Raw genomic sequence first — 16,375 nt, forward strand, 5'->3', positions numbered from 1 at the left:
CCGTTGCGTTAAAGCTTTAACGTTTTAATGTGATGGGGGTCAGACCCCTTTATTTTTACTGGTTCATGGGCATGCTAATTTATGACTATTTTTTAAAAGGTATGTTAAATGTTTGAATCATTTCGTTATCATTGTTATGGTTAGGCATGTTGAAAAATTATCGCATCGATCTCCATTTATGGAAGGAGAGTATTTAATTTGTGGAGTAAAGTCTCAAGTGTTTTTTGGGTATCGGCTGCCATTTTGATGGTTGCTGTCGTTTTCGGTGTGGCCGCCCCTGACCAGTTTGAGGCAGCTACATCAAAAGTTGAGTCAGTGATTACCTCTGGTTTTGGCTGGTATTATTTAATTTTAGTCACGGTCATTGTTGCATTCTGTCTATTTCTTATCTTTAGCCCAGTGGGATCCGTGAAACTGGGGAAGCAGGAGGATCAACCCGAATATTCAAAGCCGACATGGTTTGCCATGTTGTTTTCCGCAGGCATGGGAATCGGGCTTGTTTTCTGGGGATCAGCTGAACCACTTTCCCATTATGCGATTGCCCCTCCTATGGCTGATCCAGGAACGGATGCCGCAATCAAAGAATCCATGCGTTTCACATTCTTTCATTGGGGGATCCATGCCTGGTCTGTCTATGCCTTAGTCGGTCTCTGTCTCGCCTATTTCAATTTCCGTAAAGGACGCCCAGGTCTGATTAGTGCGACGCTCAGCCCCATCTTAGGAAAATATGCTCACAGCAGGCTTGCCATGCTCGTCGACATTATCGCCGTTGCTGCGACCGTTGTCGGGGTGGCAACAACCCTTGGATTCGGGGCTGTGCAAATTAATGGAGGACTTGCCTATTTGTTTGGAATCCCGAACAATTTCACAGTCCAGCTGTTCATTATCCTCATCGTCACCGCCTTGTTTCTCATGTCAGCATGGTCAGGCTTGAGCAAAGGAATCAAATATTTGAGCAATACAAATATGATTCTGGCCATTGTCTTGTTGGCGCTCGTTTTCATTCTGGGCCCCAGCTTGTTGATCTTGAATCTGTTTACGGACACAATTGGAGCATATGTACAAAACCTTATTCAAATGAGTCTCAGGATTGCACCGCTTAATGAGAGCCATCGTGGATGGATCAATGGCTGGACAATCTTTTATTGGGCTTGGTGGATTTCGTGGGCTCCGTTCGTCGGCATCTTTATTGCCCGTGTCTCCAAAGGAAGGACGATAAGGGAATTCATGATCGGTGTCTTAATCCTCCCTGTCATCGTCAGTTTCATCTGGTTTGCTGTCTTTGGGACAACGGCCATTGACGTTCAGCTGGCCGGAGCCGTCGACCTGACCAAATATGCAACAGAAGAAGTGCTTTTTGCTGTCTTTAACGAAATGCCATTTTCGACCATTCTATCAGTGGTCGCTGTCATTTTAATCGGAACTTTTTTCATTACATCTGCCGATTCAGCCACATTCGTGCTTAGTATGCAGACATCTTATGGCTCTTTGACACCGCCAAACAGTGTGAAAGTCGTTTGGGGATTTTTCCTCGCGGCGATGGCTTCTATTCTTTTATATAGTGGTGGACTGCAAGCATTGCAAAACGCGCTCATTATTGCAGCGTTCCCTTTTTCAATGATCATGATATTAATGATGCTATCCATTTACAAAGCACTTCGCCAAGAGCGAAGAGAATTGGGACTTCACCGAAGAAAAAGAGCTTGAAGTAAAGACCGGCTGTCACGCAGTCGGTCTTTTTAAATGCAAATCCATTGTTTGCCAGAAGTTATGAAGGCAGTGTACTCTTTTTTGATGCTGGGCTAAGAAACTTGATAAAAAGAATAGAGCACAGGGCCGCCATTTCAGCTGCCTGCGCTCCAACTTCACTCAAAACTATTTTTTATATCGCTTATGAATATTATTCTGTTTATAGGTAGGTCTAGAAAATTCTTCTACCTCCATGGATAAAGCAAGATACCTTTTTGCAAACAGGTCAGCAAAGTGGTCTTTAATCATTTCAAACAGTTTGTCGCACGCTTGCTTCAGTTCTTGTTCGGAACGGCCGCCACCGATTTTCAATGCAACATGAACAAACGCATCGTCATCCGATCCATCCGCGACAACATAATCCTTCAATTCGATGGCCCGCGAACGAATTCCTGCAATTGGGAACACGCCACCGCTATCGATAAGAGACTGATTTATTTGTTTCAACAGGACGCCTATTTGGGCTTCTTCTTTAATATTGTCCGTGTATTCAACAATGACATGAGGCATCTGTAATCCACCTCCTCATTTATTTGACTGTGCTTTTTTCAGAGCTGCTTTTGATGGAAAAAACTTCATCTCCAACAATTGTATTTTTCAGTTGGCCCAGCCCTTCAACTTCTGTGATGACTTCATCCCCAGGAACAACATCTACTGTTCCTTTCGGAGTTCCCGTTAAAATGATGTCATTTTCATCTAATGTCATAAAGCTGCTCAGGTACTCAATCAGGTAAGAAACGTCGAAAATCATATCCTTTGTTGTTCCTTCCTGTTTCAATTCTCCATTCACATAGGTACGAAGCTTTAGGTTCATTGGATCTTCGATATCCGCTGCATCCACGAACCAAGGTCCCAAAGGTGTACATGTGTCGCGGTTTTTCACCCGAAAATTTGGACGATAATAGTTTTCGAGATAATCCCGGAGGGCGTAGTCGTTTGCAATGGTGTAGCCTTTCACGTAATCGTAGGCATCTTCACGCTTCACATTTTTGGCTTTTTTCCCGATTATTACTGCCAACTCACACTCATAGTGCATGTATGTAACGTCTGCTGGCCGTCGTGTCTGTGCATTGTGGCCAATGAATGCATTTGGTCCCTTTAAAAAGACCAGCGGCTCTTCAGGAGCTTTAAAAGCAAGCTCGCCGGCATGGTCGGAATAATTCAATGCCAGAACAAACGTGGTTCTCGGTTCGATTGGCGGAAGCCAGACAACCTCATCTTCAAAAACAATCCGGCCATCCATAAGTTCAAGCTTCCCATCTTTTTCAACAGCATCGTGCACTGCACCAAAGCAAGCTACCCGTGCCTGTTTCATTATGCATGACCTCCTTCAGCCAGCTTTTCCTCAGATACAACCTGGTTCACTAAAACACCGACCCCATCAATTTCAATGCGAATTTCATCACCGTCTTTTACACGTGGCTGCTGCTCCGGAACACCAACAAGCAAGACATCGCCTTTTCGAAGAGTCATAAATTCGGTCACGTCTTCTAGTAAAGTCGAAATTGAGCGAATCAAATTCTTTGTATTATTTTGCTGCTTCAATTCTCCATTGATGTACACGCGGGTTTCCAACTGCCCCGGGTCCGTCACGTCGTCCTGGGAAACGATCCACGGCCCGACTGGGCAGAATCCGTCGCGCGCCTTCTGCTTGATGGCAGGGCGATAATAACTTTCATGGGGAATACTGACATCATTCGCAATCGTATAACCCTCAATATAATCGTACGCATCTTTCGCATTGATGCGAGTGGCTGTTTTTCCAATCACGACCGCAAGCGCTGCACCGACCGCAAGCTCTTCCTCCCCTTTCGGAAGCGGAATCGGCTGATTGCAGCCTGACAATGTGTTCGCAGGCTTGATATATAAAATCGGAGCTTTCGGAGGCTGTTTATAAGGTGCCTCATTGAATTGCCCTTTTAATTCATTGTATTCTCCCTGGTAGTTCAACAGCACGCCATAAACGGTTCCGGTTACAGGAGGATTCCAAGATACGTGTGCAATAGACTGTTTTTGACCACGCCATTCAACCGTTGCTTCAGCAGGATTCGCCTGGATCTCATCCCAAACGGCAAGCCCTGGTAGGCTTGCTTTGACAAGACTCATATTCTCACTCCTTATTTTTTTAAAAAAATACTAGCTGCTCTCTTTACCCCTTTATGATTCACCACATAAGGAGACCAACAGCCTCCGACAGAAACATCCCGTCCGTCTTCCAAAAAATCGTGAAGACAGGCGGGACTCCTTATCAAATGTGCCCAGATTTTATCGAGCTCCGTTCATTACATTTCCACTGAAAGTCTGTGGGCTTTAACATTATTCAGATAAGGTTTGAACCCCACTGAATGGAATATCTACATCTTTTACCACTTAGAGAAGTGGCGGCTTCTGTTGGATAAAATTAAACAACTTTTCTATATTTACCCTCGAAGAATCCGAGCGCTTCCCCATCTGTCACGCGAAGGTCAGTCACTTCGCCAATGTATAGTGTGTGATCTCCTGCAATCACGGATTCATGAACATTGCACGTCAGGTTCACAAGCGCATCTTTGATGACTGGCATTTCGTTGAATGTATCGAACCCCACGTCTCTTTCTTCTTTGATCTGGCCGGCAAAATAAGCGGACAGGTCCTGCTGCCCCTCATTTAGCACACTGACGGCGAATTTTCCTGATTCTTTGATGAGTTGGTTCATGTTCGCCTTTTCTCCGATGGAAATGAGGATGAGCTTCGGGTTCAGGGACACTGACATAAATGCGTTGGCTGTCATGCCATGAACATTTTCCCCAGTCTTTGTTGTAATGACTGTAACTCCCGTTGCGAATTTCCCCATTGCTGTTCTAAACAGACGATCGTCCATTCCGCTCTCCCCCTTTTTTCTTTTTCTCTATGTTTTATATCACAAACTCAGGCTTTCGCTGGGCAAGTTTCGGCTTCTTCGTCGGCACTTCCTTGCCGCTGTTGACGTCCAAGACCATAGACGCTTCGTTAAACCAGCTATCTGGCGCTGCGTGCCCCCAGAATGTCTGACGCATCGGGTCATCGATATCCCAGCGGATTGGTTTAAAATCTGGGTCACTTGTCAAATAGTCACCGCTGTAAAACTCAATTCGATGTCCATCTGGATCTCTCAAGTACAAGAAAAATGCGTTGGACAATCCATGACGTCCTGGCCCTCTCTCGATGCTTTTTCCGTACCCGGAAGCTGCCAGCACATCGCATGCATGAATTAATGCAAGTGGATCGGGAAGCCAAAAACCGATATGATGCAGTCGCGGACCTACGCCGTTCATAAATGCCTGGTCATGAACAGTCTGTTTGCGATGGAGCCAGGTTGCCCATACTTTGCCTTCTTTCGTATCCGTATACTCTGAGCAGGCAAAGCCCAAATCTTTCATGTAAAAGTCCTGTGCCTTTTCCACATCTTCTACCATGCAATTAAAATGGTCGATTCTTTGAACACGCGCCCCTTTATACAGGTCATAACGCTGAAGGAGGCGTTCCACATGATCCATTTTAGCAAAGAATTCGAGAGGCAGGCCCGAGACATCCTGTACACGAAGTGTACGTCGCAGGGCATGTTGTTCTCCTTCTTTCGTCCATTTCGTCTGAAATCCTTTTGCTGTAAAAAATGTATCCAATGCGTCCAGGTCATCATCAGAGGCTACTTTATAGCCAAGAGCTTCCACAGCTGGCTTTTCAGCTTTTTTCAAATGGATGCTGTGATGATTGTATTCTTCCAATCCTCTTAAATACAGATTGTTTGAATCTGATTCTGTCTCGATAAAACCGAGTGTATCAACATAAAATTTTCTGGATGCTTCTAGGTCAGTCACATGTAGGACTATACGTGCGCAACGAATGATATTAAAGTCCATCAGACTTGCCTCCTTATGCTTTTATAAAATGCGGCTTGGAGGAAGGTTCCTTTTTCAGGAACTCTGAGATGAAATCTTTGTATTGGTCTTTTTCATAACCATCGAAGTATGTCATACCCATACGAATCGGATCACCAAAGAAGTAGTACTCATAGTGTGCCTGCCTTGCACCAAATGCACTCAAGGTCATATCCCACGCCAACCTGAACAGTTGGACACGCTCGTAACCATTGAGGTTTTTGCCTTGAAGTCCGCGGTCAAGAATCGCTCCTATGTCTTCATTTTCGAAGTCAGACTGTGTCGGTATTCCCATCAAACCAGATGCGCCAAGGATTCGGACGATTTCAACAAGGCGTGGGTAGATACGTGGATACCAGTTCCGTGCTGCATCAAGTGCCGCAAAGTCAGGCGTCATCATGCCCCATTTATCGATTTGTGCATTATGCTCTGCTTTGTACATATGTGAGCGCATTGTTTCGAGTACAAGCATAATTTCAGCACCCTTATCCTGTACGTGCTGGAATTGATCGATTCCGATGGCATCCATGATGCTAAGGGCAACACCCAGAATGAACTCTGTTTTCACGATGTTCTTAGAGACAACTTGGTGTGACATATGGACAACAGCGTTTGTTTCTTTGAAGGTCCTATTGCAAAGGCTGGCATTTCCACAAACAAACACACGTTCCCAAGGAACAAATACGTTATCGAATGATACGATCGCGTCCCCTTCTTCAAAGCGGGAAGCAAGTGGATGGTCCCAGCTCGACTTGCCATAGTCAAACGCCTCACGGCTTAGGAATTTCAAGCCTTCCGTATTGTTCGGAATTGCAAATGCAAGAGAATATGGGTCGTCCTTCGTATCAGATCTGTTCACAGTGGATGGAAAGACGATTAATTCGTCTGTGATACCGCCTTGTGTTGCCAGCAAACGGACACCGTCAACAATGATTCCGTCGCTCCTCTTTTCTACAAGGTGAAGAGCAACATTCGCATCTTTCTGTTCTGCCTGCGCTTTTGCACGGTTAACTTGCGGATGGATCAAGGTATGAGTTAAACTCAAGTCGTTTTCCCGAGCATACTCATAGTATTTTCTTGAATTTTCAGCAAATCGAGGATCTGCTTCTGCGAAGAAGTCAGCGGCAGCACCAGTTGCCATGATTTCAGCATTCATATAGTCTGGAGCGCGTCCCATCATCCCTCCTGAAGTGCGAGCCCACTCTTGAATGGCCTCGCGGCGTGCAATTAAATCATCAATTGTTTCAGGGATTTTATAAGTCATGCCGACTTTATTTCCAGTTGTTGGTGAAGTATAGAGCATTTTCTCAGGCTTTTCATATTGCAGGTCATACAATCTTGCCATCGATTTTGTTACGCCCTGGAATGCAGGGTGCTCCGTTACGTCGTCAACCCTTTCCCCATGAATGTAAATGTTATTGTTTGCTTTTTTTAGTCGTTCTAAGTATTCTTTCCCTGTTTTTGCTGGCATTTAGATTCACTCTCCTTATCGTTATTTCCCAAATTGCGGTATGTGGTGATCGCCGATGGCTACATGAATGACTTTCGGTTCTGTATAAAATTCCAGGATGGCATAATGGCCGCCTTCACGCCCGATACCGCTGGCTTTCGTCCCTCCGAATGGGATTCTGAGATCGCGTACGTTTTGGGCATTGATCCACAGCATTCCTGCTTCGACTGCTTGCGCTACGCGATGTCCTCGCTTGATGTCGTTCGTCCAGACATAGCCCGCAAGCCCATATTTGACGTCGTTTGCTGCTGCGATCACTTCTTCTTCTGTTTCAAACTCAATGACAGCCATAACCGGTCCGAAAATTTCTTCCTGAGCAACTCTCATATCGTTGGTAGCATTTAAGAGCAGTGTTGGAGGTACATAGTTTCCGGCTTTGAACTCCTCTGGAACTGTACCTTGGATGACTTCGCAGCCTTCTTCTTTGGCAATTTCAATATAACTTTTCACTTTTTCAAAGTGGCCTTTATCAATAAGTGGCCCCAATTGGGTAGAAGAATCCATCGGATCGCCAACTTTGATATTTTGTACTCTTTGTTTTAGCGCTTCGACGAATTTGTCTTTGATGTTTTTGTGCAAGAATACTCTAGAGTTCGCTGTGCAGCGTTCGCCGTTAAAGGAGAACAATCCCCATACAGCCGCATCAAGAGCGCGGTCAAAATCAGCATCGTCAAACACGATCAACGGTGATTTCCCACCAAGCTCCATGGAAGTCTTTTTCAACGTATCGGCCGAATTTTTAATAATGACAGATCCTGTCACTGTTTCCCCAGTAAAGGAAATCGCTTCCACGTCAGGATGAGCTACGAGTGAAGCTCCTGCTGTTTCCCCAAATCCGTGAACAATATTGAATACACCTTCAGGGAGGCCTGCTTTCTGAATGATTTCAGCCAGTTTATTTGCTGTAAGCGGTGAAAGCTCTGCCGGTTTTAAAACAACTGTGTTCCCAGTCGCAAGCGCTGGGGCAACTTTCCACGTTGTTAACATGAATGGTGCGTTCCATGGTGTAATCAGTCCAACAACACCAAGCGGATTATACACTGTGTAGTTGACGAACTCGCTTCCCTGCATGTAAGCTTCCCCGTGAAGTTTTATTTGCACCATGCGAGAGTAGAATCGGAAGTTCTCCGCAGCACGCGCCGCCATGTTCCGTGTCTGTGCGATTGGAAGTCCTGTATCCAGCGATTCAAGATAAGAAAGCTCCTCGGCCTCTTCATCAATCAAATCTGCAATTCTTTCAATATATTTCATGCGCTCGGAAACTTTCATTTTACCCCAAGGGCCTTCCTTGAACGCTTTTTTAGCTGCTTGAACAGCCTTTTCTATATCTTCTTTTCTTCCCTCTGCTACACGGTTGATCTTCTCGTTTGTGAATGGACTTGGGTTATCGTAATAGACCGCGCTTTCAGCCTCTGTGAATTCTCCATTGATAAATAGACTGATATCAGGTTGCTGGGTATGTTCACGAATTTTAGCCTGTTCTGCTGTATTTTGTGCCAAAATAGTCACCTTCCTTTAAGATTCCCGTTTCGGGGGCGGGCTCGCAGGAACCCGCTTTTAGCTTCGGCTCACTGGAGGCAAGCAACCCCTCACAAGCCGAATCCTGTAGTCATCCTACTTTCCCGTGCTGTGCAAGACGTTTTTAATCTATAAAATTAGCTTTTCGTTTAGATCTATTAAGCTCAAAACGCTTTTAGCTCTTTACTTCGTCTTTCAGTTCAATTCCATAGTTTACAAGGACTTCACGCAGTTCTTTTTGCAGAGCTTCTGAAGGGATATCCATTGGTTTGCGTAGTACCGGCTTGATTTTACCCATCATGCCAAGAGCAGCTTTTGCCACTGCAGGGTTTGTATCTTTAAATAGAACATCGTTCAGTTCCATCATTTCAAAGTGCATATCTTGTGCTTTTTTCACGTCGCCTGCCGCCCATGCATTGTAGATTTCAGCTACAGGTCCTGGTGCAACGTTGGAAGTAGCGCTAATGTGTCCAGCTCCGCCGATCGCAAGCATTGGGTAGCAAAGAAGCTCGATTCCAGAATACAGGTTGAAGTCTCGACCCACTTTTAAAAGCACACGATTCACATGTTCAAAGTCTTTATTTGACTCCTTGATCCCGATAATGTTCGGGCAGTCTTCTGCGAGACGCTTGATCGTTTCAACTTCAAGGTTTACTGCTGTTCTACCAGGGATATTATATAGGATGATTGGAATATCAACAGAGTTAGCAACCGTTTTAAAGTGCTTATAAAGCGCCTGCTGGTTTGGTCGATTATAATAAGGGACGATGACCATTGCACCGTCTGCCCCCATTTCTTGAGCAGCTTTTGTCAATCTAATGGCTTCATTATGATTGACGGATCCTGTTCCCGGAAGGAAAGGGACACGTCCAGCAACCGCTTTCATTGCAGTCTCCATGACAAGCTCTCTTTCATCCACCGTCAAGGAGCTCGGCTCACCGCTTGTTCCAGTAACAGAAATTCCGTGGCTCCCATTTTTGATCTGCCAGTCGATTAAATTTTTAAACGTTTCCAAATCCAAGCTTTCATCTTCATTAAATGGAGTAATAACCGGAGCAATCGACCCTCTGAATCTTTCTTTGGCTTCTTTAAACGACATATTCATAATCCTCCTATATAAAAGTTATTTAAATACTGATTAATTTTCTGAACAATTAAATCATATATGATTATATATATTATGTCAAATATTTTTTTGGAATCAAATTCTCCTTTTCATATTTTGCGCCCAGATTTTATCAAGATAAAGTCGATACATTTCCTCTGAAAATAAGGTGCCATCTGCCAGAGGTTTTAACTTCATTCTGCCGGATTTGAACCTCCACTGAATGAAATACCAATACACATTCATCTCACCACTTACAGAAGCAGAAGACTTCTATTGAATGAAGTTAAATTTAGTAACCGCTTTCATTTTTTTAAAAGCAAGAAACAGTTTTTTAGCGTTCTGTTTCTTAACTCTCTGATGTATTTTCCATTCTGATCGAACGACGTCTTTCAAAATCCTCCGCTGTGCGGAATTTATGCATGCGAACCAATTCTTCAATCTTTTGCGGATCTGCCTTCTTTTCAAGCAATGAAATGATTTCTTCATGTTCCTTGATTGACTCTTTTACCCTAACAGAATAGAGCGTTGATCCGATCCCTCTGATGGAGTCCAAACGTTTCCATAGTGTTTGAATACTTTCAACCAAAACCTTATTCGTACTTTCTTCATAAATCAGATGGTGAAACTCAGTATTCAATTTAGCAAACGCAATAATATCAAAATCCTCTAAAGCCTCCTTCATCTGTTTATTTTTTTCTTTCAGCTTCATGATCTTGGCTGCCGGGAAATTTTGTGAACAGGATGCCACTACATAGCCCTCAAGCACAGCAAGAACCTGCAGGCTCTCGTAATATTCGGACTCATTGATAGAGGAAACAACAGGTCCAATATTGTGCTTATACTCAATCAGTCCTTCCGCCTCCAACTGGCGGATCGCTTCCCTGATCGGGATAGAACTCGTCTGTAATTCCCTTGCCAGCTGATCAATCACAATCCTTTGTCCGGGTCCAAAAACCTTCTCTACAATCCTTGACTTAATAATTCGATAAGCTCTTTGTTGTTTATTCTCTTTCTTCATCATACATACATCATATGTAAAATCATATATGAAGTCAAGAGGGGGTCTGACCCCCACCACTTTAACGCGTTAAAGGTTTTCCTCTTGTTCCCGCTCAATAAAGCGTTGGTAGTGTTTTTCAGGAGGGGCAGGGAAGTACGATAGCGTGCGAGTTTTGTCGATGTATGGGTTATCCTGAGGGACAAAATAGGCTGAACAACTGCTCCATTTATATTTTTCGGGGGATGAGACAATGTTGGCTTCAACAGGATTTAAGTGAATATACTTGCTCACTTTGAGGAAATAATCTTCTGAAAGTATCAGCTTTGATCCATAACGACCTTGAAATAAATGGCCATCCAGTGAATGTCTTTGGTTAAAGTAAATAGCGTAACGAGAATTGAGTCTTTGCATGATATACTTTGGGTGGTGGTCTATTGTTTCCAACTGGAGATGAATGTGGTTAAACATGAGGCAATAAGAATGGAGTATACAAGGAAACTCAGAGCGGACTTCTTTAAACATTCTCAAATAGGTAAGCCGATCCCAATCGTCATAAAAAATGGAAGTACGTCGATTTCCACGTTTGGTTATATGGTAGACAGCGCCAGGAAACCAAACTCTTATTTTTCTCGCCATAGGCAACACCCCTTATTACTTTAATTTTTTATTGCTATTTAAGGCTATTCGACACCTTTCAACTAATTCCTGCTTTATTTTTGAATCTCTTCTACACTGTGACGCATTAACGCACTGGGGGTCTGACCCCCTTAAGAGACCCCCTTAAGATGACCCCCTTAAGACATCAAAAAAAAGCGCCTCAGCGCTTTTTTCATTGTTTATTCAGTTCTGCTTCTTCTTCCACTTCGGCTTTTTCTTCTTTGAAGACTTCGATAAAGTGGATTTGGTGTCCGTCCAGCTCTGTGACTTTAAAAGCAAAGTCATCCGAATGAAGAGTTTCCCCTTCTACTACATCAAATTTCTTAGATAAGATCCATCCGCCAAGTGTGTCAACGTCTTCATCAGACAGATGGGTCCCGAGAAGGTCATTGACATCTGGAATCAGGACTTTTCCGCTGAAAATGAAGTGGTTTTCCCCTACTTTTGTGATATCTTCCACCTCATCTGTATCAAATTCGTCCCGAATCTCCCCGACAATTTCTTCTACTATATCTTCGACCGTAACAAGACCCGAAGTTCCACCGTACTCATCAAGCAGGATCGCCATATGTGTATGTTCCTTCTGCATTTTAAGCAGCAAATCCCGAATTGGGATCGTCTCAATCACATGAATCACAGGCTTGATAAATGCCGATATTTCTAATTCGCTGTCCGAATCCCTATTTTTAATTTGCTCCAGCAAAATATCTTTAATATTAATCAGTCCGATAATATTGTCCTTATCACCCTCATATATCGGATAACGTGTGAATTTTACATCCTGGATGACATTTACCCAGTCTTCAATTTCTTCTTCTGTTGAAAAAGAGATCATTTCTGTCCGCGGTACCATTATTTCTTTGGCTACCCGGTTATCGAACTTAAAAATATTTGTTACGTATGTCAGCTCAGATTGATTGATCTCACCGCTTTTAAAACTTTCAGACAGTATGATTCTAAGCTCTTCTTCGGAATGGGAGACTTCATGTTCCGATACCGAATGGAGGCCGAATACTTTCGCCAGTAAGCGAGCAGAACCGTTGAGTACCCAGATGAAAGGAAACGCGATTCGGTAAAACCAAATCAACGGCTTGGCAGTCATCAAGGAAATTTCCTCTGCTTTTTGAATAGCCACTGTTTTTGGAGCTAATTCACCAACGACTACGTGTAAAAAAGTGATGATCAAAAAAGCAATTGTAATTGACAACATTTGAGTGACAGACGGTCCGAGCTCCAACTTTTCAAATAATGGATCGAACAATGATTTAACTGCTGGTTCACCCAACCAGCCGATTCCAAGGGCTGTAAGCGTAATCCCAAGCTGGCATGCTGATAAATATTCATCCATATGTGTAATAACATGCTTTACTGCCTTAGCCGCCGGTTTTCCTTCTTCAATCAGCTGGTCCACACGGCTACTTCTAATTTTTACAATAGCAAATTCTGCTGCTACGAAAAAAGCGGTCATTGCAATTAATAGTGCGATTAAGAGTAAACTGGCAACGTCCAAATAGTTCGCCTTTCAAAGAAAGGCGTACACCTCCCAAGAATTAAGATTGCCTGTCGACCTGACGGCCGAACACACCTTTTATAAAATATTATACTATACGTTTTCTCAAGTGCATATAGTGAACTACCCTGCCACTTATCATCCGTTTTTTTTGGCTGGCTTGAAGTGGGGGCTTCTTGGGTAATCACCATTTTTGGTAGCTGACGAAATGAACCAAGCTAGCCCCTCCTGTATACTGGATATTAGACGTCGCTAATAAGCTCCAGAGTTGTAGTTTATCAATCGTTAGACCACAAGTGCATTGATAAGTACGTTGTGGTAAGGTGATCTCCCTTACCGAACATAACTCGGACAAGTCTTTGTTGAAGGAAAATCACCCCACTTCTAAATATTTTGATTATATGTATTTTATCTTTTGGCTCAATAGAAAACAAGCGTTCCTACCCAAAAATCTATTGGCTTCGCCAAACTAATCGCCGATCGAAGGAAGAGATTTCTTTTAGAAGTTCGTTAAAAAAACCACATTTTTCTAAAGGGGCGTAGTAAGTGTGAAAAATAACACGTATTATAAGAGTGGACAAGTCTTAAAGGCGGCAGCCGGAAATCTCTTGTTTTCTTTCTCGCCTTTTACATGTAAAATAGACCCATTGATTTGAAAGAGAGGAAATAATAGAAATGAGCATTTGGGAATTCATTGTCGCATTAATATTGGGCTTTGTTGAGGGTATGACCGAATTCGCTCCTGTCTCATCGACAGGCCATATGATCATCGTGGATGATATTTTATTAAAATCAGCAGAGTTACTAAAATCCCAGGAAATAGCCAATACGTTTAAAGTGGTTATCCAATTGGGATCCGTTCTAGCAGCGGCCATCGTTTTTCGGCAGCGGATTTTGAGCTTGTTCGGAATTCGTACGGCGAATTCTCCTGCACCTGAAAAAGGCCATTCTCGTCTTCGATTAACACACATCATCATCGGGTTGATTCCAGCCATCATACTGGGATTTACATTAGAGGATTTTATTGATACATATCTATTTTCTGTAGAAACAGTATTAGTCGGCCTTGTAGGAGGAGCAATTTTAATGGCGGCAGCCGATTGGAAAGCAAGATCTGGTTCAGCAGCGAAGGAAAAAACCAGCCTTGATGACATCTCCATTAAGCAGGCTTTTTTGATTGGGCTATTCCAATGTATCGCATTATGGCCGGGCTTTTCCAGATCTGGGTCTACCATTTCAGGTGGGGTCTTGCTGGGGCTGAAATACCGGGCCGCTGCGGACTTTACTTTTATCATGGCGATCCCGATCATGTTCGGAGCAAGTGCTGTCTCTTTATATAAAAAAATGGACCTTCTGACTGTAGATGTTATTCCATTCTTTGTGGTCGGATTTATCAGCGCCTTTGTTTTTGCTTGGCTGTCCATCCGCTTTTTCCTAGCTCTGATTAGCAAGATTAAATTGATGCCTTTTGCAATTTATAGAGTTGTGTTGGCCGCGGTTATTTTAGTGATTTATATCAACATTAAATAGCGCCGCAGAGAAGAAGGCTGTATAGTGATTCAGTAAAACTGATGACCTGTACAGCCCTTTTCTGTCTTTGTATACACAGACGTAGATCAATTCTTTTCTTCGTTCTAAATGTGCTCAAAGGCAAAAGCGCCTTGTTCAGTACAAACAAAAGGAGGCAGCCCTTCAGCCGCGCAGCAAAGCTGCTTATTTCAATTACATCATGAAAAACTTCCTTGAGCATTATATATAACTTGAAAAAAATAGTTACGCTTTATAATAGAAGAATTTGAAACAGGTGCATCAGGTTTCGGGCAGGATTTTCGTATCCTATTAAAGTTTGAACGAAAATCTTTGATTACGAAACTGAATCTAAGCATGTGCAACTGTTAAAAGGAAAACTTTAATCATTTATATATTTTCTTTCAAAAAAAAGAGCAAACGATTCGTTTGCTCTTTCTGTCAATCACAAGGGTCATTGATTACCTTTTTTAACCCATTCTGCAACAGTAACTGTACGTTTTGCTTGGTGTTTTACAGCTGCTTCAACATCCTCGATCATTTTTCCATCTTGACCGACTGTTACGCTTGTTCCATATGGATTTCCGCCTGCTCCGAAGGTAACTGGGTCAGTATATCCAGGAGTTGCGATAATAGCACCCCAGTGCATCATAGAAGTGTAGAGGGATAACAAAGTAGCTTCTTGACCTCCATGTGGATTTTGTGCAGAAGTCATCGCACTGACTACTTTATTCACAGTTTTACCGCTTGCCCAAAGTCCGCCTTGAGTATCAAGGAATTGCTTCATTTGGGACGGCATATTTCCGAAACGCGTCGGTACACTGAAGATAATGGCATCTGCCCATTCAAGATCCTCAGAAGTAACGACTGGAACATCTTTAGTTGCATCGACAGTTGCTTTCCATGCTTCATTTCCTTCAATTACTGATGCAGGAGCTAATTCTTCAACTTTCAATACTTTTACTTCAGCGCCAGCTGCTTTAGCACCTTCTTCTGCCCACTTAGCTAACTGATAGTTTGTTCCACCCATACTGTAAAATACAACCGCTAATTTAACGTTTGACATCTCTTCCATCTCCTTTGATTTTCCAAATAGTTTGCTCCAAGAACCCATTGTTGCCACCCCTTCATTCCCAATTAATATATTACTATTTAATATATCTCGATTTTGATATTTTTAACAGATTTATTTTTGGCACTTTCATCCAAAGTATGTGCTGATCAGAAGTAACGACGGCTCACGAAAGACTTGAATACCATTTACTAGCTGCTTCAACCTCTGAAGCAGTTAATTGGTGACCTCGATTCTCCCAATAAAGTTCTACTTGTGCCTTCGCCTGTTCCAATAACCCTTGTAGTTCTAACGATTCGGCCGATGGGCAAATAGGATCGTTGGTTCCGGCTGCAATAAACACAGATTTTCCGGATAAATCAGGAAGCTCTATGCCCCTTCTAGGAACCATAGGGTGATGAAGGATTGCCCCTTTCAAGGCGTCTTGATAATGGAATAATAGGCTCGCCGCGATATTGGCTCCGTTTGAGTAGCCAATCGCTATGATATTGTTGCGATCAAACTCATATTTTTCGGCAGCTTCATCTAGAAATTCATTTAGTTCCTTCGTCCGGAAAATAAGATCCTCTTCATCAAATATGCCTTCAGCCAGTCTTTTAAAGAAGCGCGGCATTCCATTTTCCAAGACATTCCCCGGACACTTAATACAGAAGCGCCCTCATCAATTCTTCCTGCAAGGGGTAGTAAGTCCAACTCACTGCCACCAGTCCCATGCAGTAATAAAAGTGTTGGTTTATGTGGATCTTTTCCTTTATTGAATATATGTTTCATTATGACTCTCCCTCCAAAGCATGAGCCTTCACTGGAGGCTAGACAGCCCCCAGTCAG

14 protein-coding genes and 1 pseudogene are annotated in these 16,375 nt (G+C 43.1%); 2 read left to right on the forward strand and 13 right to left on the reverse strand.

Annotated elements, in window-relative coordinates:
* Positions 1–198: 198 nt before the first annotated feature.
* Entirely contained in the window at positions 199–1,707 is a 1,509-nt protein-coding gene (locus H9631_RS04530) for a glycine betaine uptake BCCT transporter (protein ID WP_191810345.1), read from the forward strand.
* Between the two features lie 168 nt (positions 1,708–1,875).
* Here the strand turns inward: H9631_RS04530 and H9631_RS04535 are convergent, their stop codons facing one another.
* From H9631_RS04535 to H9631_RS04585, 11 genes are all read right to left on the reverse strand, one after another.
* Positions 1,876–2,259 carry a 5-carboxymethyl-2-hydroxymuconate Delta-isomerase gene (locus H9631_RS04535; protein ID WP_191810347.1) on the reverse strand — a complete coding sequence of 128 codons (384 nt, stop codon included), beginning with the start codon at positions 2,257–2,259 and terminating at the stop codon, positions 1,876–1,878.
* 19 nt (positions 2,260–2,278) lie between these two features.
* On the reverse strand, positions 2,279–3,064 hold the full coding sequence (locus H9631_RS04540; protein WP_191810349.1) for a fumarylacetoacetate hydrolase family protein: 786 nt from the start codon (positions 3,062–3,064) through the stop codon (positions 2,279–2,281).
* Positions 3,064–3,855 (reverse strand): fumarylacetoacetate hydrolase family protein, encoded by a 792-nt coding sequence (locus tag H9631_RS04545; RefSeq protein ID WP_191810351.1) that lies wholly within the window; start codon positions 3,853–3,855, stop codon positions 3,064–3,066. Before H9631_RS04545 ends, H9631_RS04540 begins: the two co-directional genes overlap by 1 nt.
* Positions 3,856–4,150: 295 nt before the next feature.
* Positions 4,151–4,609: a flavin reductase family protein gene (locus tag H9631_RS04550; RefSeq protein ID WP_191810353.1), complete on the reverse strand. Its 459-nt coding sequence runs from the start codon at positions 4,607–4,609 to the stop codon at positions 4,151–4,153.
* A 34-nt stretch (positions 4,610–4,643) separates the two neighbouring features.
* On the reverse strand, positions 4,644–5,627 hold the full coding sequence (hpaD, locus tag H9631_RS04555) for a 3,4-dihydroxyphenylacetate 2,3-dioxygenase (protein ID WP_191810355.1): 984 nt from the start codon (positions 5,625–5,627) through the stop codon (positions 4,644–4,646).
* Positions 5,628–5,640: 13 nt separating this feature from the next.
* Positions 5,641–7,116, reverse strand: a complete 1,476-nt coding sequence (gene hpaB / locus H9631_RS04560; protein WP_160705978.1) for a 4-hydroxyphenylacetate 3-monooxygenase, oxygenase component — start codon at positions 7,114–7,116, stop codon at positions 5,641–5,643.
* 21 nt (positions 7,117–7,137) lie between these two features.
* Positions 7,138–8,625, reverse strand: a complete 1,488-nt coding sequence (gene hpaE / locus H9631_RS04565; RefSeq protein ID WP_404801715.1) for a 5-carboxymethyl-2-hydroxymuconate semialdehyde dehydrogenase — start codon at positions 8,623–8,625, stop codon at positions 7,138–7,140.
* A gap of 223 nt (positions 8,626–8,848) precedes the next feature.
* On the reverse strand, positions 8,849–9,772 hold the full coding sequence (hpaI, locus tag H9631_RS04570) for a 2,4-dihydroxyhept-2-ene-1,7-dioic acid aldolase (protein ID WP_191810357.1): 924 nt from the start codon (positions 9,770–9,772) through the stop codon (positions 8,849–8,851).
* A 355-nt stretch (positions 9,773–10,127) separates the two neighbouring features.
* Positions 10,128–10,799 (reverse strand): GntR family transcriptional regulator, encoded by a 672-nt coding sequence (locus H9631_RS04575; protein WP_191810359.1) that lies wholly within the window; start codon positions 10,797–10,799, stop codon positions 10,128–10,130.
* Positions 10,800–10,868: 69 nt separating this feature from the next.
* Positions 10,869–11,417, reverse strand: coding sequence for a transposase (locus H9631_RS04580; RefSeq protein WP_191810361.1), 549 nt, complete (start codon positions 11,415–11,417; stop codon positions 10,869–10,871).
* Between the two features lie 193 nt (positions 11,418–11,610).
* Complete coding sequence (locus H9631_RS04585; protein WP_191810363.1) at positions 11,611–12,948, reverse strand: hemolysin family protein; 1,338 nt, start codon at positions 12,946–12,948, stop codon at positions 11,611–11,613.
* Positions 12,949–13,623: 675 nt separating this feature from the next.
* Here H9631_RS04585 and H9631_RS04590 point away from each other — a divergent pair.
* Positions 13,624–14,478 (forward strand): undecaprenyl-diphosphate phosphatase, encoded by an 855-nt coding sequence (locus tag H9631_RS04590; RefSeq protein ID WP_191810365.1) that lies wholly within the window; start codon positions 13,624–13,626, stop codon positions 14,476–14,478.
* 451 nt (positions 14,479–14,929) lie between these two features.
* Here H9631_RS04590 and wrbA read toward each other — a convergent pair whose 3' ends face one another.
* Positions 14,930–15,541 carry an NAD(P)H:quinone oxidoreductase gene (gene wrbA / locus H9631_RS04595; RefSeq protein WP_191810467.1) on the reverse strand — a complete coding sequence of 204 codons (612 nt, stop codon included), beginning with the start codon at positions 15,539–15,541 and terminating at the stop codon, positions 14,930–14,932.
* A 172-nt stretch (positions 15,542–15,713) separates the two neighbouring features.
* A pseudogene (locus H9631_RS04600) lies at positions 15,714–16,321 on the reverse strand (alpha/beta hydrolase).
* Positions 16,322–16,375 lie beyond the last annotated feature (54 nt).

The sequence above is a fragment of the Bacillus norwichensis genome, from assembly GCF_014836955.1.
Classification (GTDB): domain Bacteria; phylum Bacillota; class Bacilli; order Bacillales; family Bacillaceae_C; genus Siminovitchia; species Siminovitchia norwichensis.